Raw genomic sequence first — 21,610 nt, forward strand, 5'->3', positions numbered from 1 at the left:
GCCACCTGGGGCGCAGCCGGCGCAGGTGCAGGAGTAGGTGAAGGAGCTGGGGCCGGCGCCGCGACCACCGGAGGTGGCGGGCTCGCCGGTCGCGGGCCGGCGCCGCTGGGTATGAAGGAGAAATCCTCGGCCAGTGACGAGGAAATCCACGGTACCTGCTCCTGGCGCGAGGCGCGGGTGACGCCGACGCGGGTCCGGTTCAGGGTTTCCTCTGCCATCAGGTCGGGGGTGCGGATTTCCTTCAGCAATTCGCGCACGAACAGGCTGCGGTCGCTGCCGTTGTCGGGAACGACGGACGAGAGTGCGGCCGAATACATCACCAGCGTGCCATTCGGCGCGATCACCGGCGCAAGGCCGGCGGAAAAGCTGCGGAAGCGGCGCTCGAACGGATTGCGCCTGCTGGCGTCGATCAGCGCGATCTTGACGCCGGCGCCGCGGGTGTTGATCTCCCCCAGCACGGTCTCGAGGCTGAAACCGTCACGGCGAACGTCGGCCTCAGTCCAGATCTGCGCATCGACCGGGATCATGTAGCTCTGGCGGCTCGACTGCACGCCAAAGCCCGAGAAGAAGATCAGCGCGACCGACCCCGGCTTGATCTTGCCGTAGAGGCGTTCGAAGGCGCGGCGCATCTGCTCGCCGGTCAGGTTCTCGCCGATATCGACATTGAAGCCGTCGCGCTTGAGCTCGTCGGCGATGTCGCGTGCATCGTTGATCGGCTCCTTCAGCGGCGCCTCGGCGTCCGGATATTTCGCGTTGCCGATCACCAGCGCATAGCGTTCGCCGGCGGCGAAAGACGGGGCTACCGACGCGACCGAAAAAAACAATGTGAGGAGTAACGCAACGCGGATTTTCATAATGACGGCAGTCCAGATCACGGCAGTCCAGCCCAAATAGCGCCGATGCCAGCTCGCGCCGCGGCGACCTTACTCTACGCTATCGGCATTATCAAACCGGGTCCGCAGCCCGTCAACTGCTTGCGATGTCGTCATTAATTGCGGCAATTAACCGCGACAGGGTCGGGGCGGATGAGAGGAATAAAAGCGTCCGTTGCGACAGAACCACAGCGTGCGGTTTGGCCGGTGCAAACGGTTCCCAATCAGGCCAACACCCTTTCGCGCAGATGCCCGGCTTCGTGTCCTGGCCGTGATACCCCGCGAAAGCCCCGCAGCCTGTCGGCTCAATCGCTGCTGCCCGCAAATGTTGAGCCGCCACGTTCGCGGCGGCAATGTGATCCCTCTCACATAGCGTCCCGCACTGTCACGCGGCAGCCATTCGCCTTCCGGGTTTGACCTTTGCGGATGACAATGGCTTGCTGCCGGGATCGGCCAATCCAAACGTCCAAGAAAAAAGTGACACCGATGGGAAATGCCTACGAAATCTACGCGCTGCGCTACGCCACGATGTCTCCGCGCACCCCCCATTTGAATTTTCTGATCCCCGATCCGCACGAGACCACGGCGCAGGACCTGGATTATTTCGTCTGGCTGATCCGAGGGGGCGGCCGCGACATCCTGGTCGATACCGGCTTCAATGCCGAAGAGGCGAAGGCGCGTTCGCGCAAGCTCACGCTCAATCCGGTCGATGCGCTGGCGGATTTTGGCGTCGCCGCCGACACGATCCGCGACGTGATCGTCACCCATTTGCACTATGACCACGCCGGCAATCTCGATCGCTTCCCGAACGCGCGGTTTCATCTGCAGGACCGCGAAATGAGCTATGCGACCGGTCGCTGCATGTGCAACGGCATGCTGCGGCATCCGTTTTCAGTCGAGCACGTCACCACGATGGTGCGCCATGTCTATGGCGAGCGCGTCACCTTCCATTCCGGCGACGGCGAGATCGCGCCCGGCGTGACGGTGCATCGGGTCGGCGGCCATTCGGACGGTCTACAGGTGGTGCGGGTGGAAACAGCGCGCGGGCCGGTGGTGCTGGCGTCGGACGCTTCGCATTACTACGCCAATCTGCACAAGCGCAGTCCGTTTCCGATCGTCTACAATGTCGGCGACATGGCGCAGGGCTGGGAAATCGTCGAGCGGCTGGCCGGTCACCCCGACCGTTTCATCCCTGGCCACGATCCGATTGTGAGCGAGATCTATCCTCGCGCCAGCGACAAGGTCGATGCGTTCGCGCTGCACCTTGCGCCGTCACGGTCTTTCGCAAGATAGGCTCAAGAAACAATGCAGGACTACAAGACTGTCGGCTTCATCGGCCTCGGCGTGATGGGCGAGCCGATCTGCCGCAATCTCCTGAAGAAGAGCGGCAAGCGCGTCCTTGCCCTTGATCTGTCGCCGGAGCCGTTGGCGCGGTTGCAGGCCGACGGCGCCGAGATCGCGGCCTCCGTTGCGGATGTCATCACGCAAAGCGATTTGCTGTTCCTGTGCCTGCCGAGCGCCAAGCATGTTCGCGCGGTGTTCGAAGGCGACGGCATTCTCAAGAACATCCGAGCGGGCAGGTCGTCGTCGATCTCGGCACCTCTTCAGTCAGCCAGACCCGCGATTTTGCGAAGCAGTTGCAGGCAAAGGGCGCAGCCTGGGCCGATGCGCCGATCGCGCGCACGCGACAGGCAGCGCAGGACGGCACGCTCAGCGTGATGGTTGGCGCAACATCAGCGCTTTACGCCGATATCGAGCCATTGATCCGCTGCTTTGCGACTGACGTCACCCATTGCGGCGATGTCGGCGCAGGGCAGGTGACGAAGATTCTCAACAACATGGTGCTGTTCGAAACCGTCAACGCGCTCGCCGAGGCGGTTGCGGTCGCCAGGCATAATGGGGTCGATCCGAAGCTGTTGCTCGATACGCTTTCAAAGGGCTCGGCCGACAGCTTTGCGCTGCGCAATCACGGCATGAAGGCGATCGTACCGGGCAATTTCCCGGAGCGCGCGTTCTCCACCGAATATGCGCTGAAGGATTTGTCCTATGCACTGGAGTTGGCGGCCGAAGCGGGCATCAGAATTCGCGGCGCGGAGCTGGTGGCTAAGGTATTGCAGGAAGCGATCGATGCCGGCTCGGGGGCTAGTTATTTTCCTGTCATCGCCAGGCATATTGGTGGCCGCTAACCGGAGATTCGCATGATTACTCGCTTTGCCGGGCTCACACCCACCCGCAGCCGCGCGGTCGCTCACGACGATCTGGTTTTCACGGTGGCGGTCGCGCCCGATCCGGTCAGTCCATCGATGTATGAGCAAAGCGCAAAAGCGCTCGCCCGCATCGACGAAAGCCTCGCGCTGTGCGGCACGGACAAGAGCAAGATCCTCTCGGCGATCGTCTATATCACCGACATCAAGCGCAAGGGCGAGATGAACCGCGCCTGGGACGAATGGGTCGATACCAAAAACCCGCCTATGCGCGCCTGCATCGGCGTCGATCTCGAACCGCCGCACATCGTGGAGATTGTGGTGACGGCAGTGAAGTGAGCCGGTCAGTAAGCTTCCTTCGCATCGGCCTCTTCGCTGGTCTGCACCAGTTCGAGGCCCTCCTCGATCTTGCCCAAGAGCCGCGCGAAATCGCGCCGCTCCTGCGCGGAGAGGCATGACAGTATTTCCTGCTCCTTGCGTAGCAGGCGCGGAATCAATTCCTCGTAGAGCGCTGCGCCCTTGCGCGTCAGGCGCAGGCGGAATTCGCGGCGGTCGTCCTCGTTCTCGACGCGCTCGATGATCTGCTGCTTCAGCAACGACGTGACCGCGCGGCTGATGGTGGATTTGTGGGTGCGGGTGCAGTGGGCGATATATTGTGCGCTGCAGGCGTCGTGGCGGAAGCCGAGCGTCGCCAGCACGCGCCATTCCGGAATGTCGAGCCCGTACCGGGCCGCATACTCGACCGAGAGCGCGGAACTGACTTCCGCGGCCAGCCGGTTGAGTCGAAACGGCACGAATTTGAAGAGGTCGAGCCGCGCAGCTTTTTTCGGCGCACTCTCTTCCCGCGGAACGGCAGCCATTTCGCCTGAAATCGCTTTTGGCAAGAATCGCCTCGATTTGAGTTGACGCCGGACCCGGCCGGGGGTTTAAGATAGTTGCAAGTGAGACTAATTTAGCAGGGTCGCAGGCCACTAGCTAGCGTTTTCGAGCGAGTGGATTTCGGTTCTGATCCAATCAGAACCTATAAGGATCTAGTCAGAGGGTTGAGCCCGCATGGCGCCGACTAAAACCCAGTTCGGCTATCATCGCCACCCCGATCAGGATCGGGCGGGCACAAACGTGGCCGAACATGCGATCGTCGTGGTCGGCGCGGGGCCCATAGGGCTGTCGCTGGCGATCGATCTGGCGCAGCGCGGCCAATCCGTGGTGTTGCTCGATGACGCCGACCGGATCGGCGAGGGCTCGCGGGCCATCTGTTTCTCCAAACGTTCGCTCGAATTCTGGGACCGGCTCGGCATCGGCCAGCGCATGGTCGACAAGGGCGTGGTGTGGAGCGTCGGCAAGATCTTTCACGGCGAACAGCAGCTCTACCAGTTCAACCTGCTTCCGGAGGAGGGCCACAAGCGGCCGGCCTTCATCAACCTGCAGCAATTCTATGCGGAGGCCTATCTGGTCGATCGGGTCGAAGAGCTTCCGGCGATCGACCTGCGCTGGCGCAACAAGGTAACGGGCCTTGAGCCGCACAACGACCATGTGGCGTTGACGATCCAGACGCCGGATGGTCCCTATCGGTTGGCAGCGCAATATGTCGTCGCCTGTGACGGCGCCCGATCCTCCTTGCGCCAGATGGTCGGCGCGGAATTCGCTGGCCAGGTATTCGAGGACCAGTTCCTGATCGCTGACGTCAAGATGACCGCGGCGTTTCCGACCGAGCGCTGGTTCTGGTTCGATCCGCCATTCCATGCCGGGCGCTCCGCTCTCTTACACAAACAGCCCGACGACATCTGGCGGATCGACCTGCAGCTCAACCGTTTTGCCGATCCCGCCGTCGAGAAGCTGCCGGAGAACGTGCGGCCGCGTATCGCCCGCATGCTCGGGCACGACAAGTTCGATTTCGAATGGATCTCGCTATACAAATTCCAGTGCCGACGGATGAACAAGTTCATCCATGGCCGGGTGATCTTTGCGGGCGATGCTGCGCACCAGGTCTCGCCATTCGGCGCGCGCGGCGCCAATTCCGGGCTAGAGGATGCCGAGAATCTGTCGTGGAAGCTCGACCGCGTGCTGCGGGGAACGTCGCCTGAGGCGCTGCTTGAGAGCTACCACATCGAACGCAGCGCCGCGGCCGACGAGAACATCCGCGAGTCCACCCGCTCGACCGACTTCATGGCGCCGAACTCCCACCAGGAGGCGCGGCTGCGCAAGGCGGTGCTGTCGCTCGCCAAGGAAACCGAATTCGGCAAGCGCATGGTGAATGCGGGACGTCTCTCGACGCCCTCGATCTACCAGACGCCGCTCTCGACCGCGGATGGCGACCAGTGGCGTGGCGGTCCGCGGCCCGGTGCATCGATGGCGGACGCGCCGGTTGGCGCGCAAGGCGGCGAACCGATGTTCCTTACCGAAGCCTTCATCCGTGCGGGAACGCGGTTCACATTGCTGGCGTTTGGCAATGGTGCGGCCGTGGAGGTGCCCGAAGGGGTGGGGGCGATCCGGATTGGCGGTGAGGGCGCCTTTGCCGATGCCGCAGGGCTTGCCGTCACGCGGTACGATGCCGAACCCGGCACGGCCTATCTGTTGCGGCCCGATGGCTATGTCGCGGCGCGGTTCCGGCACCCGACCCGCGAGGGGCTCGCCGCCGCGCTGGCGCGTGCTGCCGGCATCAACTGAGGTTTTGAACTGAGGTTTTTCATGGCGCTATCGACCGCTTCGAACTTTGCCAAGCCCGACGACGCGTTTCGCGCCATCGTCGAGGCGCATCGCGGCTTAAGCGATGAGCAGAGCGCCGATCTCGACGCGGCGCTGGTTCTCGTGCTCGCCAACCATATCGGCGACCTCGATGTGCTGAATGAGGCGATTGCACTCGCCAAGCGGCGGATGCTCGACGCGAGCCAGCAACAGCAACAACAGCAGCAATAATTCACGTCTCGAACGAAGTCAGGAATCGATTGATGGCCAAAGGTTTCGCGTCCACCACGGATCTGGCGGAGAAGAAGATCACCTTCTCCGAAATCGGCACCGACCTCTACGCGTTCACCGCTGAGGGCGATCCGAACTCGGCGATCATCGTCGGTGATGACGGCTGCCTGGTGTTCGACGCGCAGGCGACGCCGGCGATGGCGAACAAGGTGATCGAGCGCGTTCGCACCGTCACCGACAAGCCGATCAAATATGTCGTGCTGTCGCATTACCACGCTGTGCGCGTGCTGGGCGCTTCCGCCTACAAGGCGCAGGGTATCGTGGCGTCGGCCGAAACCCACCGGCTGATCGAGGAGCGCGGCCAGCAGGATTGGGATTCGGAGTACGGCCGCTTCCCGCGCCTGTTTCAGGATGCCGAGAGCATTCCCGGCCTGACCTGGCCGACGCTGACCTTCGAAGGCGAGATGTCGATCTACCTGGGAAAACGCGAGGTGCGGCTGATGCAGCTCGGTGCGGGGCATACATCCGGCGACATCGTTGCCTGGGTGCCGGATGCCGAAGTCATGTTCTCCGGCGACCTGATCGAATATCACTCGGCCTGCTATTGCGGCGACGCGCATTTGCGCGAATGGCCGGCCACGCTGAATGAAATCCGCGCATTCAATCCCAAGGCGATCGCGCCGGGCCGCGGCGATGCGCTGAAGGGTCTTTCGACCGGACGCGATGCGATCGCGATGACGCGTGATTTCGTCACCTCGCTCTATGGCGCGGCGGAAAGCTCGGTCGCCAAGGGCCGCACGCTGAAGGAAACCATGGCTGCGACGCGCGAGGTGATGGACCCCAAGTTTTCCAGCTTTGCGATCTACGAGCACTGCCTGCCGTTCAACGTCTCGCGCGCGTTCGACGAAGCATCCGGGATCGACGATCCCGTGATCTGGACCGACAAGCGCGACCAGGAAATGTGGGCCGCCCTGCAAGGAGGAGGATGACCATGAATATCAATACCTCGCCTGATCAGATTGTTCGGAGCACCGCACAGGTCACGCCGGGCTACATGTCCGGCTTCGGCAACAGTTTTGAGACCGAGGCGCTGCCTGGCGCGCTGCCGATGGGGCGCAACTCGCCGCAACGCTGCGCCTACGGGCTCTATGCCGAGCAGCTTTCCGGCTCGCCCTTCACGGCGCCGCGCGGCGCCAATGAGCGCTCCTGGCTCTATCGCATCCGCCCGTCGGTGAAGCATTCGGGCCGCTTTGCCAAGGTCGATGCCGGGCTGTGGCGCACGGCGCCATGCTACGAATACGATCTGCCGATCGCGCAGCTCCGCTGGGATCCGGCGCCGATTCCGAAGGAGGACATGACCTTCCTGCAGGGCGTGCAGACCATGACGACGGCGGGCGACGCCAACACGCAAGCAGGTATGGCCGCGCATGTCTATCTCATTACGAAATCGATGGTCGATCAGCATTTCTACAATGCCGACGGCGAGATGATGTTCGTGGCTCAGCAGGGCAATCTGCGCCTCGTCACCGAGTTCGGCCGCATTGATATCGAGCCGGGCGAGATCGCGGTGATCCCGCGCGGCGTTAAATTCCGCGCCGAAATTCCGTCAGGTCCCGCGCGCGGCTATCTCTGCGAGAACTATGGCGGCGCGTTCACGCTGCCGGAGCGCGGGCCGATCGGCGCCAATTGCCTCGCCAATTCGCGCGACTTCCTTACCCCCGTGGCCAGCTATGAGGACAAGGACACGCCGACCGAGCTCTACGTGAAATGGGGCGGCTCGCTGTTCAAGACCACGCTGCCGCATTCGCCGATCGATGTGGTGGCGTGGCACGGCAATTATGCGCCGTACAAATACGATCTGCGCACCTTCTCGCCCGTCGGCGCCATCGGGTTCGACCATCCCGATCCCTCGATCTTCACGGTGCTGACTTCGCCGTCGGAAACGGCGGGCACCGCGAATATCGATTTCGTCATCTTCCCGGAGCGGTGGGCGGTCGCTGAAAATACCTTCCGTCCGCCCTGGTATCACATGAATATCATGTCGGAGTTCATGGGGCTGATCTACGGCGTCTACGACGCCAAGCCGCAAGGCTTCGTCCCCGGCGGCATCTCGCTGCACAACATGATGCTGCCGCACGGCCCGGACCGCGAGGCCTTCGATCATGCCAGCAATAGCGAGTTGAAGCCGGTGAAGCTGACCGGCACCATGGCCTTCATGTTCGAAACGCGCTTTCCGCAGCGGGTCACCAAGCATGCCGCGACTACCGCGGCCCTGCAGGATGATTACGCCGATTGCTGGAAGGGACTTGAGAAGCGGTTCGATCCGAACAAGCCGTGATGTTTCTTCCCCTCTCCCCTTGGGAGAGGGTGGATCAATCGCGCGTCGCGCGCGATTGAGACGGGTGAGGGGTCTGTATCCGCGGAAAGAACCCCTCATCCGGCGCAACCTCCCTCCGGTCGATTTCGCCACCTTCTCCCACAAGGGGAAAACTTGCGCCCCATTGAGGGACACGCTACCTTGCCTGAGTCGGCAACTGCTTGATATTGCTTGCATCTGCCTCATATATCCTTACTGGGTCTCATAGAGGGACACCCTGTCCAAAGGACACTTCGCAGACACAAGGACCATCCGACCATGGCTCGCCCGATTCGATCATCCGGCCTTGAGACCCCGACCGCCCGCGCCCGACTCGATGTTCGACGCAAACCTTACACCGTGCAGCTCGCGCCCGGAATCCATTTGGCCTACCGCCGCAACAAGGGCGCTGGCGTCTGGAGCGTGAAGACGCCGCTGTGGCTGAAGAAGTTCGCGCTCGCCGACGACCGCGAGACCGCCAACGGCGACAGCGTGCTGAACTTCTTCGACGCGCAGAACCGCGCCCGCAAACTGGCGCGCGGCACCGAAGCCGACTCTGACAAGCTGGTGACCGTCGCCGAAGCCCTCGACGCCTTCGAAACCGATCTCGCGGCGCGCGGCGGTGCCAAGTACAACGCGACCAGCGTTCGCAACCACTGTTCTCCCGCGCTGCTGACCAAGGTCGTGGCGCTGTTGACCGAGGTCGAGCTGAAGGACTGGCGCAACGGGCTGATCGCCAAGGGACTCAAGCTGTCCTCCGCCAACCGCACCGGCAAGTCGTTCAAGGCCGCGCTGGCGCTGGCCGCGGCGCGCGACAAGCGCATCGTCAACACGAGCGCATGGAAGAACGGCCTGAAGCCGCTGAAGGCGAAGGGCAGCAACGCGCCGCCGCGCGATAATTACTATTTGCCGGACGCCACCATTCTCGCCGTCACGCGCGAATGCCTCGTCGAGGATTCCGATTTCGGCGCGCTGATCGAGGTGCTGGCCGGGACCGGCGTTCGCGAATCGCAAGCTCTGAAGCTGTGGCCCGACGATCTGCTCGACGCCGATGCCGACGGGCCGCGCCTGATGATGTGGTGTTCGGCCAAGGGCCGCGACCGCGACCCCGAACAGCGCGCGCTGCCGATCACGCCGAAGCTGGCGCAGATGCTGCGCGCGCGCGCCATTGCGCGCGGGCCGGGTCGTCCGCTGTTCGACCGGATCTGGAATATGGCGCTGCGCTTCCGCGTCGTGCTGGAGCGGCTCGGACTCGATCTGAGTTTGACGCCGTACACGCTGCGGCATTCGTCGATCATCCGCCAGATCCGCAGCAACACGCCGCTGCGCATCATCGCCTTCAACCACGATACTTCCGTCGCCGAGATCGAGCGCACCTATGCGCGCTATCTCAACAACGCCTCCGACGACGCGCGCGGCGGACTGCTCGCCGACGCCGCCGCGCCTGTTCTGGACAACGTGGTGAAGCTGGCGCGATAATTGCGACCGGGCCGTGGGCGCTCTCAACGCCCCGGCCCGATCTCACCCTGCAAGCCAATGGATCGCACCCATGGGCAAGAAGGCTGACGACGTTTATACGCCCGAGCAGCGCGACGTCATCAAGAAGATGACGGTGGCCCGCGAGACTCCGGAGCAACGCGCCAAGCTCGACAAGGGTCGCGCGGCCATCGACCGCTACATCGCCATCCGCGACAATCAGATTCCGCCGCTATGGGCGGAGAAGGCCACCACCGGGTCGAAGGCCAAACCCAAATCCAAACCCAAGAAGAAAAAACCGGGCTGGCAGCAACGCCGCGTCAGACCGATCCTGCGCAAGCTCTGGCTGAACGGCCAACCGCCAGCAGACCTCTCGCACAAGGAGATCGTGGCGCGAGTCAACGCGATCTATGGCCCACTGTACGACGGGCACGAGGTCTCGCGGACCACGGTCTTTCGGGTCATCGACGATCTTCGCAAGGAATCTCTCTCCATCCGCTAGTCCTGTCCATTTTGTCCATTTTGTCCATGGACAAATGAACACTCGCGATTTGGCCACGCGGCTCCATGCTCCTCCTCATCACTCGATGATGAAAGGGAGGAGCGCAACGCATGCCGAACAAGTCGAAAGCGGATAACGCCGAAGCACTGGCGAAGGCTGGCATCCCGCGCCGGTCGTGGTCGAAACCGGAGTTCTGCGCGCGGCACGGCATCTCGCCGGGCCTCTACGACAAGCTGAAAAGACTCGGACTCGGTCCGCGCGAAAAGCATGTGCTCGACCGCATCATCATCACCGTCGAGGCTGAAGACGAATGGCTGAGCGAGGGTAAGGCCGACAGCGTGAAGGTTGATGCCGCATGACATGAAAGAAGCCGCGACGATGGGGACAACGTCGCGGCTTCAACTGTTTTCCGACCGGGCGCAACCGGCAGGGGCATCCATCATCACACCCCCGCATATACGCCCCGGTCGCGATGCTCACAAGAGCGGAGATCGGGACGATGACGAAAGCCAGCCAACCCAGCACGTTCCTAGAGCGCGACGAATGGATGCGAGCCGTCCTCGCTTCCGATCTGCCGCGTGTGGCCGTGTGCGTCGCCGTTGCCATCGGGCTGCATCTCAACGTCAAGACCGGGCGCTGCGATCCGAGCTTCGCCGGGATCGCCACCGCGAGCCATGTGTCGGAGCGGACGGTCTATCGGCTGGTCTCGCTGCTTGAGCATAGCGGCTGGATCGCGTTGCAGCGGACCGGCGGACGACAGCGGAATCAGTACACGCTGCTCAACCCTGACACAGCTCCGACAGGGTTGAACCCTGACACAACTCCGACAGGGTTCGATGACGCCAACCCTGACAGGGCTGGTAATTCAACCCTGACAGAAACCGCCTCCAACCCTGACAACAGGTGGCAGACAATAAGCGACAAGCGAAGAGACAAGGCGGCGGACGCTGCCACGTCCGCCGCAGGGGAGAGAGAGCGACGCTCGCGTTCGCTCGCTGATTCCCCCGGCGCGCTCGCGCCTAACGGCGGCGCGCCGGAAGGTTTTGAAGTGCTGTGGTCGCTCTGGTCGTCGGCTCGTTTGCATAACACCGGTCAACACGAAGCCGAGGCATGGCGCGTCTACGCCATCGTCTGCCGCGACGCCGCCACCCGCGACGAGATCATGACCCGCGCTCAGCGGTATCTCGCCGCCAAAGCCGATGATCGGCGGCACATCCATCAACTGGCGAACTGGCTCAGCAACGACAACTGGCGAAAGCCACCGCCGGAGCAAAAGCGGACGCGCAAAAGCCGCGAGCCGACGGCGGGCGAAATCCTTCTCCGCAAGTACGGAGATCGGTCGTGAACAAACTTCCCGCGCCGCCGAAATCCAGCGAAGTCGTCCTGCTCAAACCGCTTCCGTTTTTTCGCGCGCTCGACCGGCTGATCGACGATGCCGACGGGATCGTCCGGCAGTACGACAAAATGGAGCGCCTGATCAGCGCGCTGAGCGACGGCAGGAAGGTCGATCTCGCCGCCTGCAGGCGCGCGGCGACGATCAGCACATACGACGAGGAACGGCTCGCGCGCTGTCGTGAGGGGCTGGACAAGTTCGATCCGGAGAGCGCCTACGAGGACAACGACCGCGAGTTCGGCGATCTGCGCCAGAGCGTGATCGCCGAGCAGATCGCGCTGCTGATCGATTCCAAGCCAACCGGCCGACCGCCGAATCCGGAATGCTACACCACGATGATGATGGAGGATCTCCGCGCCGTCGAAGGTCTCAGCCTGATCGCGCTCACCACCGCCTGCCGCGAGGTCAGGCAGGCCAAGCCCTACGTCCCGGACATTTCCGATCTGATGCCGGTGCTGCGCAGGCACTTGCAGGCGTGGGAAGAACGGCAGTGGGCGATCTTTCGTCTCGCCGATGAATCGCGCAGCCTGATGGAGAGCATCGAGGCGACGGAGCTGGAAGCGCAGCAGGCCGCGAAGAAACACCAACAAGCCGAGAAGATGCGCGCCGTCGAATATGCGCGGCGCAAGCTGGAGCAGGCGCGACGCGCGCTCAGCGATGCCGAAGATTGGTGCCGCGAGGCGCGCACCATCCTGCGAGAGCGGGAGGAGGAATACACCGAGCGCGAACATCGAGTCCTCGAATGCGAGAATGAACTGGCGCGGGCCGAGGTTGCCCTGCGTTACGGGCAGAAGGACGACGAATGAACAACCGCGCCGAAAATCGTCATGTGGTCGATGCGCTCAGTGATTGTCGCGCGCAAATCAAGGCGCTCCGCGAGACCGAGGCGAAATTGCGCGCCGAGATTTTAGCCGACGCCGAGAACCGCAGCGGCGATGAGTTCGATGCTCAGGTCGTCGAGATCACGGTCGAGAGAATCGATGTCGAACTGATGAAAGCCGAGTTGGGCCTGATGTTTTTGCGACCGTTTTTGAAGCAGCAAATTCAGACCCGCGTTCAGATCAAACCCAAGCCGACGAAGAAAACGAGAGCGAAGTAAACCGCGCCGGGCCGGATCGTCGGCAACACGGCGTGACACTGATGGAGAAGACCCATGACCGACACTTTCGAAAGAACTAAGCAACTGGTTTGGAGTGATCACGGCGAAAGTTCTTTCGGCCACATGTGGATGGCCACCGCAACGCGCCGTATCGGCGGCGACTATCACATTCGCCGGATGAACGATGCGAAGTTCAGTGTCCACTATCGCGCCAAGGCGGTCCGTGGCGGCATCGGCAGAAAGAAGTGGTTTGATGACGTTGACACGCTCGAACAAGCGAAAGCCGTTTGCCAGTTGCATTACGATGCACAACTCACGACGGAAGCGGCGCTATAGCGATGCTCACCCGCCCGCCAGCCCGCCGCCGCCAGCGCAACGACAAGCGCGAGCGACGGCGGCTGGCGCAGCAACGCTATCGGGCGAACAAGCAAAATCATGTGGTCGTCGCACCCGTGAAGGTCGGTGAGCTGATGCTGAATTATCTGGTTCACGTCGTTCACTGGCTCGACGAAGCCGACGCCGACGATGCGCGCAAGATCGGCGAGGCCATCGCGCGCGGGTTGACCGAAGCGGCGGAGGCGAAGCGGTGAGTATTTGCCGTCAACGGCAAAAAGTTTTTAGTGTTGGCACTAAAAAGTCCGCCCGAAAATAATCCGTGACCCTACTTCATCAGCCGCCCGGAAACCGTGCCATCGTCCCGGCATGAGCACAGCACCCCGCCCGATCCCGCTTCGACCCGACCGCGATGCCACTGCGCGCGAATGGCGTCGCTCGTTCGTCAACAACGCGACCGTCACCGTGCTGTCGCGGATTCGAAAGACCAGCCCGGAGGAAATTCGACTGGAGCTGCGCGGTGCGGTCGAGCCGATGAAAGCCGCCGACTATCCCGGCGGCACCGTGGCGAAGCTGATGCTGCTGGCACCGACCAGCGCCGCCGCGAAATTGTTTGAGCTGGCGGTCAAGGTCGATCTCAGCGGCGCAAGCTCGTTCAGTTTTCCGCTGGCGTCCATGTTCACCGAAGCGAAGTTTGTCGAGGAAGGTTTTCCGATTCCGGTGGGGCAAGGCACGTTCGAAGGCATGCCGCTCGGTCCTGTGCGCAAGGTGGCGCTGATCGCGGCGCTGACCAACGAACTTGAGACCGCAACGGCGAGCGTTGCCTCGACCATCATCGAGCATGTGCTCAAGGTTGCTGTCGGCAACGGACTGGCGAAAGTGTTGTTCAGCGCCGATGCCGCGACCGATCTCGCGCCGCCCGGTTTACTGTTCGGAGTGACGCCGATTGCTGCAGGCGCGTCGATGTCGGATGATCTGAGCGCACTGGCTGGCGCGATCTCGGCGGCTGGCATCGATGCCGAGTCGGTCGTCTTCGTTGCGGCGGCTGAACAGGCGATGGCGATCAAGCTCGCCGCTGGTCCGCATTTCAATCATCGCGTGATCAGCGCCAACATCGCGCCGGGTATGATCGTCGCCGTAGCGGTTGATGGTTTGGCAATCGCGGGCAGCGGCGTGCCGGTGGTGGACGTCAGCAAACACGGCACGCTGCATCTCGCTGATCCGGCCGAACAGATCGCACTGCCGGGCGCACCGGCAACCATCGCCGCGCCGGTCATCAGCATGCTTCAGACGGACAGTTTCGCTCTGCGTTGCGTCGCGCGACTTTCGTGGAGCGCGGCACCGGGTGCGGTGGCGTGGATCGAGAACGCAGCATGGTGAACGTGATGGATGATCGAGCCCGAGCAATTTTCGAAGAAGCCCGCGAAGCGCTGGAGAATCCGGGAGCGCTCGGCGAACGCAGGCTGCGCGAACTCACCGAGCCACGCCGTGCGCCGCCGGTCCTCGTCGAACGTCGCGCCGACTACGATGGCGACGATTACCCCGACGATCCGCTCGTGAAGTGGCGTCGCGGCATGGTGCGTGCGGGCGTGTGGCCGGTGCAGACGGTCGAAGATCGCGAGCACGAGGTGCGCGAGGCGCTGGCAAAGTATCAGTTGCAAGTGTTCGTCGATGGCCGCGTTGCCGCTGGCATCGCTGCCGCATTCGAAGCCCGCGCTTGGCGCGATGACGTGCGACGGGACGCTATCGGGGATGCGTTCGGCGAGATTCGCAAGCAACTGCGCGCCGAGATCGTCGAGCAAGTCGGTGGACTGCGCGCCGATCTAACCATCGAGAAGGCCGCCGAGCGAGGCGACGTCGTCGAGGTGCCGCAGTTTCTGGAGCGCCGCCGTGCGTGAGCGCGTTCAGAAATCTGATCTCCCGCTCAGCGCCGAAGCGCTGACGATCATGCGATACGCCACCATCGCCGATCTGAAAGCCGCCTGCGACGAGGTGGCCGCGCTGTTCGCCGAGCTGACGGAAAGCGAGCGCGAGAAATTGCGCGCGCTGTGGTTCGGTCACGACGATTAACTGCTGGTTGTATAGGTATCTAGTCCTGTAAAGCCGCATGAAGCCACATCAAGCCTCATACAGCCATATAGAGAAGAATCTTCTCCTGAGTTCCTGCCTCTTGTGTCAGCATTCGGTCCTATGTCTCACTTCCCTAACCCCTTGATAATGTTGGTCTTTATGGCGTTCAAACCCAACCGGAATAGGCTCATCAAACCAAAGGGTTACGGGCTCCAGAAGGCGAGCCTCAGGGAAGCCGCGTGGCGCGTTGGTTTCGGCAAGATGGCCCAGAGTGTCAAAAGCGCGGGGAAACGCATCGGCGGGGCTGGCAGGCCCGGCAACAAGCCTCCGGGGCCGGGGGGGAGGTCGCGATAATTCGGGCGGCAGCATATTCCCGCGCGGCGGCGCTCGAAACTTGCAACAACATGTAGTAGGCGTCTCGGCCGACGGAACTTTCCAGCCGCCGGGAAGAGAATTTCATGCTATAAACGCTCCGGAGCCCGGTTCCACCTTCTGCCACCCAAACACAACCTCAGATGTAGTGATCGTGATCGAGGTTGAGAGAAACCCGATGCCCCGCCAAGCCGCCGCCGCGATAGGTTTCGCCAGCAACGGTTCGACCCGGTCGCTGATCCGGCCGCCCGCGGATTTGAACGCGCTGGAAAAAGCCGAATTCATCGCGGTTGTGATGGGCTCCCCGCCGTCGCATTTTTTGCCCGCCGACATTGCGACCATCAGCCTGCATGCCCGCCACGTCGTCGGCGAGCGCATTGCCTACGGTGAGCTGCAGGCCGCCCCTATCGTCGATGGCAAGCCGTCGCCGTGGCTGGCTATCATGCTGGCCCATGCCCGCATCGTGACGACAACGGCGAGGCGTCTCAACATCAACCCGGCAGGCCGCGTGCCGACCAAATCGAACGAGGCGCACGAGCCGGTGCCTTATGGTGCTTTCGCTTTCGAATCGAGGCACGCCGATGACGACGCTGACCGAAACTGATCGCGACGCCCTGCAGCGCGCCTTCGATGAAGCCCGCCGAGATCCAGTCGAGCGCAAACGCATCGACAGGTGGCTCGGTGAGCGGGACTGGGCGAGTGTTGCGCAATCACGTGCCGTCATTTGTCAGGAAAAAAACCTGCATCTCGCGCCTTGGCAACTGCCGCCGACGAGCAACACCATCGCCAACCACCTCGAAACCGTTTTGCTCGAACCCTACGGCTCATCCGGCCGCCGCGAGTCGGGCGAGATCCTGAGAAAGATGTTGCAGTTAGGTTTGTCGCGGTTCGAGCCGCATCCGCTGCAGGCGATTGCCGAGGCCGAGCAGCGGCAGGCGGTGAAGTGAGTTCCAGCAAGATGACAATGTAATCTTGAAGGAACGCGGAGCATCAAACATGATCTCGCTCTCCGATTCCGAAATGGCCGCCGTGATCGACGCCGCGCGACCGCTGCACCCGCGCCAGCGCTCCGAATTTTTGCGCGACGTGATTGCCGAGCTGGGCAAATACGAGGTCGTCGGCGCGGGCGTGATCGGTCGCACCTGTTCGAAGCTGCAGCGCAAGTTTTTGATGCCGCGCACGCATCACGTCGGCGGCAAATGGGGCTGACGACGAAAGTGATATTCCGGTTCGGAATATCACCGTGGCGAACCTTCCCAATGAGAATATTGGTCGCCACCCGTGATCGACGTTCATTGTTCTAGACGAGAACAATGATGTGGCTGATGTCCGACATCGAAGCGCTGGCTTTCCTCGCCGCCGTCGCGCTGCTGGTGGCGCTGGCGGCTTAACCGCGTCGCTCCTGTCAGCCGGTTTGCTAACGTTAGCAAGGCGCGATCCGACAGGACGAAGTCGCTCCTGCCAGCCGGTCTCGCAGCGCTGCGAAACCGAAAGTTGACAGGACGAAGTCGCTCCTGTCAGCCGTCTTACTCAGGTGAGTAAGACGCGAGCTGGCAGGACGGCGGCGGTCGCTCCTGTCAACCGGTTTCCTCAAGTGAGGAAACCGGTATCCAACAGGACGAAGCCCGCTCCTGTCAGTCGTCTTTCTCAGATGAGAAAGACGGAAATTAACAGGACGAATCGGGCTCCTGTCAGCCGTCTTGCTAGTGTCAGCAAGACGGAATCTAACAGGACGAAGCCCACCATGGCCGGACGAGAACACTCACTGCATCGTCGGCTTCGTCGTCACGAATTCGATTCTCGCCGACGAGCCGCGCCCGTCCTCCGCCTGCACCACCGTCACCGTGATCGGCGCATCCATCCGGCCCGGCTGGTGGCCGCAAACCTGTTTCACCTCGCGCCTTGTGTGCAGCGAGACCGAGACCGCGCCGTTGCTGCCGATGGCGATGACGTACAGCGGCGGATAGAGGCCGCAGCCCTCGATGAAGGACGTGACGACATCGGCGAGGCGCTGCTGATCGTGAGGCGTCATCGGGCGACTGTAGCAGAGAGCGCAGGGCGGAAACACGGGGATAACCCCGCTCATCGGTTGCCAAGTGACTGCGGCACGCCCCCAAATACCCAATGCCAAATCTTGGGGGCGGCAATGACCTACGAAGTCCTGATTATCATCGTGGCACTGAACGCCCTCGCCACGGTTTCGCTGTGGCGCAAGGTTGCGAGCAAATCCAGCCGAGGTCCCCAGCTAAACAAGAAGGCGGCTGATGCGCTTTGGCGCGGCGAACCCGTCAAACCCAAGCATGATCCGCCAAACTTCGCCAAAAGCCAATGGTCGTTCATGGCAGACGATGTTCACCGCCAGTTCTTTGATGATTTCCGGAAGTTTGCCGACGTAGCGAACTGGTGGTTTGCGGACGAATACAACGCGAGTCGATTTCGACTGCAGGATTTGCCCGACGAAACTCTCAGCCTGAACGTCCGACACGACGACGGACCATCGTTCGGACGTTCTTTTTCGATCTACTACAATCAGACCCGCGTTGGACGGCTCGAAATCTCCCCCGGTCATGGCTACACCACCGCGAATCCTGAAGTGTACACGAGTCTAGAGATCGACTTTGGCGCGCGCTTTTTGGGGTTTGATGAGTTGAGTGACTTTCTTCACGCGGTCGCGTTCCACGTCACTACAGGCGTCGCCGACCAGTCCGATTATCAGAGCGCGCGGCTTAGCATACAATCCGCATTGACGAAGACGTTGTGGGATAACTATCGGGTTTCGCAATACGACAATCCCGACGACGAACAGTGGGGTGAACTTAATGTCAGCTTCAATGGCACGGCTGATTTTTTTAAACGTCGCAGGGACGCACCCGCGAGGCCGCAATAATTGACCCGCGCCATGGTAGACAACAAAAAGCAGCTTAGCCTGATCCTCGGTAACGCAACGCGCCTGCTCGACGACGCGCGCCTGCTGGTCGATCATCGGCGCTACGCGAGCGCGTTCGCACTGGCGCTGCTCGGCGTCGAAGAGATCGGCAAGGTGTTGCTCAAGAGCTGGGAGGCGGAGCGGCCGCTCGCCAGATCCAAGGAAAGGCATTCAGCGCATATCCAGAAGCAAGCGGCGGTGGCGACGCTGCTAAATGGCGCGTTCCTAGCGCGGATGTTTCCTGACGGTGTCAATTGGAAGACAATCGACTTCGACGCCGTGACCAAGACGTTCAACGACAGCGACGAAGGCCAGCTACTTGTGCTGATCCGCGAAGGTCATCTGGACCGCCGGAAGCAGAATGCTCTGTATCAGGACGACGACCAGATCACCGCCGTCGAGGACGAATTCGCCGAGATGCAACTCGGCGGCATTCTCAAGATTGCCAGCGACGCACAAGCAGCGCTGGCAAGTCCCTTCAATCGCGCCGCAGGCCGAGCGTTCTACGAATCGACCGTGCTCGGCGTTTCGGTGAGCGACCGGCTCAATTCCGGGTGAGATTGCTTTCGCGCCCGCCGCCAGTCTCCGACACCAACCCGACCTTGGAGGGTACCGGGCCGACGTCGTCGGACGCGACCAGCGACGGGCTACTGGCTTTTAGCAAGTCAGTCGCTGGCCGTCAGCGCCTAAACCCCGCGCCCGCTAGTGGACCCAGTTGACCGGCTTGTTTTTGGCAGGGCGCTCCGCCTCGTCAAAATGATCCTTGTGCCAGTCCGCGAGCACCGGCTCGAACATTTCGCGGAACATGGCGCGCAGCAAATCGGGACGGTCGTTCTCGACGGTGCGCCAGAACTCAGCCTTGATGAGCGACCAATCGGTGTCGGGATTGTCGTCGATGATGCGCTGCAGGACGGCGTAGACGCGCGCAATGACGTCGAAGGAATCGCGCTTGGCCATGAGGGACCTCGCACACAACAGCAGTGACGGAAGCCGCTGCAGAAGATCCCAAGCAGCGGCGGCGATGCCGCCCTCACGCGGCCCTATATGGGACTATGTGGTGATACACCCTGTTGCGTAGGCCGGTGTGGCATACCAGCCGATTTATTTTCAGGACGGACTTAATGCCGCGAAAAACGCGGCAGAGGACACTTCAGGTACAACTTTTTGGATTTCTTCCGCTCCATCAATCGGTTACATAGAGCTACATCTTCCCACAAGGGGAGAAGGAAGAAAGGACGAGCCCCAAGCATGCCCCATCCCAACGACCCCAAGCTCCGCTCCTTCATCGACGTCGCGCCCGATTCCCATTTTCCGATCCAGAATCTCCCCTATGGCGTGTTCTCCGCCAAGGACGGGCTCGCCCCGCGCGTTGGTGTTGCGATCGGCGATTACGTGCTCGATCTCTGGCAGCTCGCGCAGGATTGCCGGTTCGACGTCGTCGAGCCCGCGGTGTTTGCCGCGCCTCAGCTCAATCCGTTCATGGCGCTCGGGCCAAAAGTCTGGTCGAACACGCGGGCGCGGATCAGCGAGCTTCTGCGGCACGATAATTCCGAGCTGCGCGACAACGAGCGCTTGCGCAAGCGCGCGCTGGTGCCGATGGCCGACGTGAGGCTGCATCTGCCGTTCGCCGTCTCCGGCTACACCGATTTCTATTCGTCCAAGGAGCACGCTACCAATGTCGGCGTGATGTTCCGCGGCAAGGACAATGCCTTGCAGCCGAACTGGCTGCACATGCCGATCGGCTACAACGGCCGTGCCTCGACCGTCGTGGTCAGCGGCACGAAGGTTAGGCGGCCGCGCGGACAGTTGAAGCCGCCGAGCGCCGATGTGCCGAGCTTCGGGCCGTGCAAGCGGCTCGATTTCGAGCTCGAAATGGGCGTGGTGGTCGGCCAGCCATCCGTGATGGGCGAAATGCTCACCGAAAAGCAGGCCGAAGAAATGATCTTCGGTTTTGTGATCCTGAACGACTGGAGCGCGCGCGACATCCAGCAATGGGAATATGTGCCGCTCGGGCCGTTCCAGGCAAAAGTGTTCGCGACGTCGATCAGCCCGTGGGTGGTGACGCGCGAGGCGCTGGAGCCGTTCCGCCTTCATGGGCCTGAGCAAGATCCAAAGCCGCTGCCCTATCTGCAGCAGGCGCAGCCGAACAATTACGACATGGCGCTCGAGGTGGACCTGCGCGCCGCGCAGATGAACGCGCCGAAAAATATCAGCCGCACCAACTTCAAATATATGTACTGGTCGTCGGTGCAGCAGCTCGTGCACCATGCTTCATCCGGCTGCGCCATGAATGTCGGCGATCTCTTAGGCAGCGGCACCATCTCCGGCCCGGAGAAGGACCAGCGCGGCAGTCTTCTGGAGATTAGCTGGAACGGCACCGAGCCGGTTGAACTGGCGGAGGGCGTCAAGCGCTCGTTCCTGGAAGACGGCGATTCGCTTGTGATGCGAGGCTGGTGCCAGGGCGACGGCTACCGCGTCGGCTTTGGCGAGGTCGAGGGGACGATTCTGGCGGCGGAGTAACTCTCTCCCCGTCATTCCGGGATGGTGCGCTAGCACCAGACCCGGAATCTCGAGATTCCGGGTTCGATGCTTCGCATCGCCCCGGAATGACGCCAGTCACGCTCAGCGCTCCTGCGGCGGAATATCTCGCCACCGTGCTGAATGCGCCGCGACATCTTCCACGCTGTACTTCAAATGCACCCGCTTGTCCGACGGCGGGTGCTTGACGACGCACACGCCCGGCCGTCGCTCGATCGCAGGCCGGATCGGCCGTCGTTCAAACCCGCCGCCGCAGTTCGGGCAGACATTATGCAGCTTGTTGTCCACGCAATCAGCGCAGAACGTGCACTCGTAGGAACAGATCCGCGCGTCCGTCGCATTCGGCGGCAGGTCCTTGTCGCAATATTCGCAGTTCGGCCGGAGTTGCAGCGCCATTGTGATCTCGCGGTGTGAATCTCGGGGGATCATCGCAAATCGGCCGGAGAACGCGAATGACAAATTTCCCTCGAATTGGGCCATGCGGCGAATGATGGGGCTTCATCCTTCGAGACGCCGCGGAGCCTGTCATCGGGCGCGCGTTCGCGCGACCCGT

Annotated in this window: 28 protein-coding genes and 1 pseudogene; 24 read left to right on the plus strand and 5 right to left on the minus strand. The window is 62.2% G+C overall.

Translation table 11 applies throughout. The features are described 5' to 3' along the window. Positions 1 to 854, minus strand: an 854-nt coding sequence (locus tag CP49_RS00735) for a caspase family protein (protein WP_197422988.1), incomplete at its 3' end; no start/stop codon positions are given. Positions 855 to 1,358: 504 nt separating this feature from the next. Between CP49_RS00735 and CP49_RS00740 the strand changes: the two genes are divergently transcribed. The 3 genes and pseudogenes from CP49_RS00740 (at position 1,359) to CP49_RS00750 (ending at position 3,415) form a co-directional block, all read left to right on the plus strand. Then, positions 1,359 to 2,165: an N-acyl homoserine lactonase family protein gene (locus CP49_RS00740; RefSeq protein WP_057848386.1), complete on the plus strand. Its 807-nt coding sequence runs from the start codon at positions 1,359 to 1,361 to the stop codon at positions 2,163 to 2,165. Between the two features lie 54 nt (positions 2,166 to 2,219). Continuing rightward, positions 2,220 to 3,058: pseudogene (locus tag CP49_RS00745) on the plus strand (NAD(P)-dependent oxidoreductase). A gap of 12 nt (positions 3,059 to 3,070) precedes the next feature. Next, positions 3,071 to 3,415, plus strand: coding sequence for a RidA family protein (locus CP49_RS00750; protein ID WP_057848387.1), 345 nt, complete (start codon positions 3,071 to 3,073; stop codon positions 3,413 to 3,415). A 5-nt stretch (positions 3,416 to 3,420) separates the two neighbouring features. Here the strand turns inward: CP49_RS00750 and CP49_RS00755 are convergent, their stop codons facing one another. Continuing rightward, entirely contained in the window at positions 3,421 to 3,936 is a 516-nt protein-coding gene (locus tag CP49_RS00755) for a MarR family winged helix-turn-helix transcriptional regulator (RefSeq protein ID WP_057848388.1), read from the minus strand. A 193-nt stretch (positions 3,937 to 4,129) separates the two neighbouring features. On the opposite strand from CP49_RS00755, the gene CP49_RS00760 reads away from it, so the two are divergent. The 18 genes from CP49_RS00760 to CP49_RS00850 all read left to right on the plus strand — a co-directional run bounded on the left by CP49_RS00760 (position 4,130) and on the right by CP49_RS00850 (position 16,802). Next, on the plus strand, positions 4,130 to 5,743 hold the full coding sequence (locus tag CP49_RS00760) for an FAD-dependent oxidoreductase (RefSeq protein WP_057848389.1): 1,614 nt from the start codon (positions 4,130 to 4,132) through the stop codon (positions 5,741 to 5,743). 21 nt (positions 5,744 to 5,764) lie between these two features. Next, on the plus strand, positions 5,765 to 5,992 hold the full coding sequence (locus tag CP49_RS00765) for a DUF2783 domain-containing protein (protein ID WP_057848390.1): 228 nt from the start codon (positions 5,765 to 5,767) through the stop codon (positions 5,990 to 5,992). Between the two features lie 32 nt (positions 5,993 to 6,024). Beyond that, positions 6,025 to 6,981 (plus strand): MBL fold metallo-hydrolase, encoded by a 957-nt coding sequence (locus tag CP49_RS00770; RefSeq protein ID WP_057848391.1) that lies wholly within the window; start codon positions 6,025 to 6,027, stop codon positions 6,979 to 6,981. Between the two features lie 2 nt (positions 6,982 to 6,983). Then, a complete protein-coding gene (hmgA, locus tag CP49_RS00775; protein WP_057848435.1) occupies positions 6,984 to 8,330 on the plus strand; it encodes a homogentisate 1,2-dioxygenase in 1,347 nt (448 codons plus the stop codon). A gap of 297 nt (positions 8,331 to 8,627) precedes the next feature. Continuing rightward, positions 8,628 to 9,827: a site-specific integrase gene (locus CP49_RS00780; protein WP_063791605.1), complete on the plus strand. Its 1,200-nt coding sequence runs from the start codon at positions 8,628 to 8,630 to the stop codon at positions 9,825 to 9,827. A gap of 70 nt (positions 9,828 to 9,897) precedes the next feature. Then, positions 9,898 to 10,326, plus strand: coding sequence for a hypothetical protein (locus tag CP49_RS00785; protein WP_057848393.1), 429 nt, complete (start codon positions 9,898 to 9,900; stop codon positions 10,324 to 10,326). Positions 10,327 to 10,436: 110 nt separating this feature from the next. Then, complete coding sequence (locus CP49_RS00790) at positions 10,437 to 10,685, plus strand: hypothetical protein (protein WP_057848394.1); 249 nt, start codon at positions 10,437 to 10,439, stop codon at positions 10,683 to 10,685. A gap of 140 nt (positions 10,686 to 10,825) precedes the next feature. Then, positions 10,826 to 11,671, plus strand: a complete 846-nt coding sequence (locus tag CP49_RS00795; RefSeq protein ID WP_057848395.1) for a helix-turn-helix domain-containing protein — start codon at positions 10,826 to 10,828, stop codon at positions 11,669 to 11,671. Continuing rightward, entirely contained in the window at positions 11,668 to 12,525 is an 858-nt protein-coding gene (locus CP49_RS00800; RefSeq protein WP_057848396.1) for a hypothetical protein, read from the plus strand. The genes CP49_RS00795 and CP49_RS00800 overlap by 4 nt, the downstream gene beginning before the upstream one ends. Next, positions 12,522 to 12,818 (plus strand): hypothetical protein, encoded by a 297-nt coding sequence (locus CP49_RS00805; RefSeq protein ID WP_057848397.1) that lies wholly within the window; start codon positions 12,522 to 12,524, stop codon positions 12,816 to 12,818. The genes CP49_RS00800 and CP49_RS00805 overlap by 4 nt, the downstream gene beginning before the upstream one ends. Positions 12,819 to 12,872: 54 nt before the next feature. Further along, on the plus strand, positions 12,873 to 13,154 hold the full coding sequence (locus tag CP49_RS00810) for a hypothetical protein (RefSeq protein ID WP_057848398.1): 282 nt from the start codon (positions 12,873 to 12,875) through the stop codon (positions 13,152 to 13,154). 2 nt (positions 13,155 to 13,156) lie between these two features. Continuing rightward, positions 13,157 to 13,408: a hypothetical protein gene (locus CP49_RS00815; RefSeq protein ID WP_057848399.1), complete on the plus strand. Its 252-nt coding sequence runs from the start codon at positions 13,157 to 13,159 to the stop codon at positions 13,406 to 13,408. A 112-nt stretch (positions 13,409 to 13,520) separates the two neighbouring features. Beyond that, complete coding sequence (locus tag CP49_RS00820) at positions 13,521 to 14,531, plus strand: hypothetical protein (RefSeq protein WP_057848400.1); 1,011 nt, start codon at positions 13,521 to 13,523, stop codon at positions 14,529 to 14,531. Beyond that, positions 14,480 to 15,049: a hypothetical protein gene (locus tag CP49_RS00825; RefSeq protein ID WP_156437924.1), complete on the plus strand. Its 570-nt coding sequence runs from the start codon at positions 14,480 to 14,482 to the stop codon at positions 15,047 to 15,049. Before CP49_RS00820 ends, CP49_RS00825 begins: the two co-directional genes overlap by 52 nt. Continuing rightward, positions 15,042 to 15,221, plus strand: coding sequence for a hypothetical protein (locus tag CP49_RS00830; RefSeq protein WP_057848402.1), 180 nt, complete (start codon positions 15,042 to 15,044; stop codon positions 15,219 to 15,221). Before CP49_RS00825 ends, CP49_RS00830 begins: the two co-directional genes overlap by 8 nt. A gap of 520 nt (positions 15,222 to 15,741) precedes the next feature. Continuing rightward, positions 15,742 to 16,197 (plus strand): hypothetical protein, encoded by a 456-nt coding sequence (locus tag CP49_RS00840; protein WP_057848404.1) that lies wholly within the window; start codon positions 15,742 to 15,744, stop codon positions 16,195 to 16,197. Then, on the plus strand, positions 16,175 to 16,540 hold the full coding sequence (locus CP49_RS00845) for a hypothetical protein (protein WP_057848405.1): 366 nt from the start codon (positions 16,175 to 16,177) through the stop codon (positions 16,538 to 16,540). Before CP49_RS00840 ends, CP49_RS00845 begins: the two co-directional genes overlap by 23 nt. Before the next feature lie 73 nt (positions 16,541 to 16,613). After that, on the plus strand, positions 16,614 to 16,802 hold the full coding sequence (locus tag CP49_RS00850; RefSeq protein ID WP_156437926.1) for a hypothetical protein: 189 nt from the start codon (positions 16,614 to 16,616) through the stop codon (positions 16,800 to 16,802). Between the two features lie 553 nt (positions 16,803 to 17,355). Here the strand turns inward: CP49_RS00850 and CP49_RS00855 are convergent. Beyond that, entirely contained in the window at positions 17,356 to 17,625 is a 270-nt protein-coding gene (locus CP49_RS00855) for a hypothetical protein (protein WP_057848407.1), read from the minus strand. 114 nt (positions 17,626 to 17,739) lie between these two features. Between CP49_RS00855 and CP49_RS00860 the strand changes: the two genes are divergently transcribed. Then, positions 17,740 to 18,480 (plus strand): hypothetical protein, encoded by a 741-nt coding sequence (locus CP49_RS00860; protein WP_057848408.1) that lies wholly within the window; start codon positions 17,740 to 17,742, stop codon positions 18,478 to 18,480. 12 nt (positions 18,481 to 18,492) lie between these two features. Continuing rightward, complete coding sequence (locus tag CP49_RS00865) at positions 18,493 to 19,077, plus strand: AbiV family abortive infection protein (protein ID WP_057848409.1); 585 nt, start codon at positions 18,493 to 18,495, stop codon at positions 19,075 to 19,077. A 144-nt stretch (positions 19,078 to 19,221) separates the two neighbouring features. On the opposite strand, the gene CP49_RS00870 is transcribed toward CP49_RS00865, so the two are convergent. Further along, the gene (locus tag CP49_RS00870) at positions 19,222 to 19,476 is read right to left on the minus strand and encodes a hypothetical protein (RefSeq protein ID WP_057848410.1); all 255 of its coding nucleotides are present in this window, start codon (positions 19,474 to 19,476) and stop codon (positions 19,222 to 19,224) included. 291 nt (positions 19,477 to 19,767) lie between these two features. On the opposite strand from CP49_RS00870, the gene fahA reads away from it, so the two are divergent. Further along, a complete protein-coding gene (fahA, locus tag CP49_RS00875; RefSeq protein WP_057848411.1) occupies positions 19,768 to 21,039 on the plus strand; it encodes a fumarylacetoacetase in 1,272 nt (423 codons plus the stop codon). A 102-nt stretch (positions 21,040 to 21,141) separates the two neighbouring features. Here the strand turns inward: fahA and CP49_RS00880 are convergent, their stop codons facing one another. Next, positions 21,142 to 21,453, minus strand: a complete 312-nt coding sequence (locus CP49_RS00880; protein ID WP_057848436.1) for a DUF1272 domain-containing protein — start codon at positions 21,451 to 21,453, stop codon at positions 21,142 to 21,144. Between the last annotated feature and the right edge of the window lie 157 nt (positions 21,454 to 21,610).

The organism is Bradyrhizobium valentinum (genome assembly GCF_001440405.1).
GTDB lineage: Bacteria > Pseudomonadota > Alphaproteobacteria > Rhizobiales > Xanthobacteraceae > Bradyrhizobium > Bradyrhizobium valentinum.

Bases quoted from the DNA above. Each gene is read 5' to 3' on its own strand.
- CP49_RS00740 (WP_057848386.1), top strand. From the start codon at position 1,359: ATGGGAAATGCCTACGAAATCTACGCGCTGCGCTACGCCACGATGTCT.
- CP49_RS00750 (WP_057848387.1), top strand. From the start codon at position 3,071: ATGATTACTCGCTTTGCCGGGCTCACACCCACCCGCAGCCGCGCGGTC.
- CP49_RS00755 (WP_057848388.1), bottom strand. From the start codon at position 3,936: ATGGCTGCCGTTCCGCGGGAAGAGAGTGCGCCGAAAAAAGCTGCGCGG.
- CP49_RS00760 (WP_057848389.1), top strand. From the start codon at position 4,130: ATGGCGCCGACTAAAACCCAGTTCGGCTATCATCGCCACCCCGATCAG.
- CP49_RS00765 (WP_057848390.1), top strand. From the start codon at position 5,765: ATGGCGCTATCGACCGCTTCGAACTTTGCCAAGCCCGACGACGCGTTT.
- CP49_RS00770 (WP_057848391.1), top strand. From the start codon at position 6,025: ATGGCCAAAGGTTTCGCGTCCACCACGGATCTGGCGGAGAAGAAGATC.
- hmgA (WP_057848435.1), top strand. From the start codon at position 6,984: ATGAATATCAATACCTCGCCTGATCAGATTGTTCGGAGCACCGCACAG.
- CP49_RS00780 (WP_063791605.1), top strand. From the start codon at position 8,628: ATGGCTCGCCCGATTCGATCATCCGGCCTTGAGACCCCGACCGCCCGC.
- CP49_RS00785 (WP_057848393.1), top strand. From the start codon at position 9,898: ATGGGCAAGAAGGCTGACGACGTTTATACGCCCGAGCAGCGCGACGTC.
- CP49_RS00790 (WP_057848394.1), top strand. From the start codon at position 10,437: ATGCCGAACAAGTCGAAAGCGGATAACGCCGAAGCACTGGCGAAGGCT.
- CP49_RS00795 (WP_057848395.1), top strand. From the start codon at position 10,826: ATGACGAAAGCCAGCCAACCCAGCACGTTCCTAGAGCGCGACGAATGG.
- CP49_RS00805 (WP_057848397.1), top strand. From the start codon at position 12,522: ATGAACAACCGCGCCGAAAATCGTCATGTGGTCGATGCGCTCAGTGAT.
- CP49_RS00810 (WP_057848398.1), top strand. From the start codon at position 12,873: ATGACCGACACTTTCGAAAGAACTAAGCAACTGGTTTGGAGTGATCAC.
- CP49_RS00815 (WP_057848399.1), top strand. From the start codon at position 13,157: ATGCTCACCCGCCCGCCAGCCCGCCGCCGCCAGCGCAACGACAAGCGC.
- CP49_RS00820 (WP_057848400.1), top strand. From the start codon at position 13,521: ATGAGCACAGCACCCCGCCCGATCCCGCTTCGACCCGACCGCGATGCC.
- CP49_RS00845 (WP_057848405.1), top strand. From the start codon at position 16,175: ATGACGACGCTGACCGAAACTGATCGCGACGCCCTGCAGCGCGCCTTC.
- CP49_RS00850 (WP_156437926.1), top strand. From the start codon at position 16,614: ATGGCCGCCGTGATCGACGCCGCGCGACCGCTGCACCCGCGCCAGCGC.
- CP49_RS00855 (WP_057848407.1), bottom strand. From the start codon at position 17,625: ATGACGCCTCACGATCAGCAGCGCCTCGCCGATGTCGTCACGTCCTTC.
- CP49_RS00860 (WP_057848408.1), top strand. From the start codon at position 17,740: ATGACCTACGAAGTCCTGATTATCATCGTGGCACTGAACGCCCTCGCC.
- CP49_RS00865 (WP_057848409.1), top strand. From the start codon at position 18,493: ATGGTAGACAACAAAAAGCAGCTTAGCCTGATCCTCGGTAACGCAACG.
- CP49_RS00870 (WP_057848410.1), bottom strand. From the start codon at position 19,476: ATGGCCAAGCGCGATTCCTTCGACGTCATTGCGCGCGTCTACGCCGTC.
- fahA (WP_057848411.1), top strand. From the start codon at position 19,768: ATGCCCCATCCCAACGACCCCAAGCTCCGCTCCTTCATCGACGTCGCG.
- CP49_RS00880 (WP_057848436.1), bottom strand. From the start codon at position 21,453: ATGGCGCTGCAACTCCGGCCGAACTGCGAATATTGCGACAAGGACCTG.